This is a genomic window from Bacillus haikouensis, assembly GCF_013179555.1.
In the GTDB taxonomy this organism is placed as follows: domain Bacteria; phylum Bacillota; class Bacilli; order Bacillales; family Bacillaceae_B; genus Rossellomorea; species Rossellomorea haikouensis_A.
In genome coordinates this window covers 1-914 of sequence record NZ_JABMCR010000575.1, presented here as the reverse complement: position 1 = coordinate 914, position 914 = coordinate 1, and the positions used below count along the sequence as shown (strand labels likewise).

2 protein-coding genes are annotated in these 914 nt (G+C 36.1%); both read left to right on the top strand.

The window, feature by feature from the left end:
• Positions 1 to 467, top strand: a 467-nt coding sequence (locus HP456_RS24380) for a DNA alkylation repair protein (protein ID WP_172255821.1), incomplete at its 5' end; no start/stop codon positions are given.
• 192 nt (positions 468 to 659) lie between these two features.
• Positions 660 to 914, top strand: a 255-nt coding sequence (locus HP456_RS24375) for a hypothetical protein (RefSeq protein WP_172255818.1), incomplete at its 3' end; no start/stop codon positions are given.

Here is a 914-nt window from a genome sequence, read left to right as displayed (position 1 = left end):
TTCTTTCACAAGATGTGCTGAATGAGCTTGATAAGGATATGCAGACTCACGCTTTTGATGAGCGAAATAACTTAATGGATTGGTTAATGGCTAATCAGCTCACTAAAGACAAGAAGAAAATTGCATTAATGGAGTCATGGGAAAATAGTCCTTCTTCTCTTCAAAGGCGAGCTTTTTGGTATTATCAAGGGCGATTGAGATGGACTGGACAAACCCCGCCTGATAACACAGCAGACTTGCTATCTGCATTAGAAGCTAATATTACGCAGGAAGATCCGGAAGTTCAATGGGCTATGAATTTCACCGCAGGCTGGATAGGCGTTTATGATGAAAAGAATCGTGCACGTTGTATAAAACTTGGTGAGAAAACGGGTCTTTACAAAGATGAAATAGTAGCAAAAGGATGTACTCCCAGCTATTTGCCGGAGTTCATTACGATTGAAGTTAACAAACGACATAATAATTAGTTACCTCTGAAAATTTTATTAGGGTTTAATGGAAAAAATAAAGGAATTCAAAGCCGTAATATGAAAAATTGTAATAGGCTTGGACCGAAAAATAAAGAAAACAACTCGTCATGGCAGCTAGTTAGTAAAAAATATGCAAGTAAGATGTAAAGGATTAATCCACTAATAGCTATCCAATTAGAAAAATTGAAGTTGGATAATGATGACTTATGGTTATGGTTAACATCTGAATGGGAACAGAAAAACTTGATTTCTGGAAGATACGACAGAAATTCACATGAAGGTAATGGAATAGAGTCAGGAGCAGTTTATGGTATAGCTGCTCAACTGGCATCGTTAAAGGGAGAAGATGATTTTGCCAGGGACTGGAAATCTAGAGGTTTTCATATTGTAAACCCTAATAATGAGAACTTTGAACATATTCATTTTTTTGATTTAATATGGAAT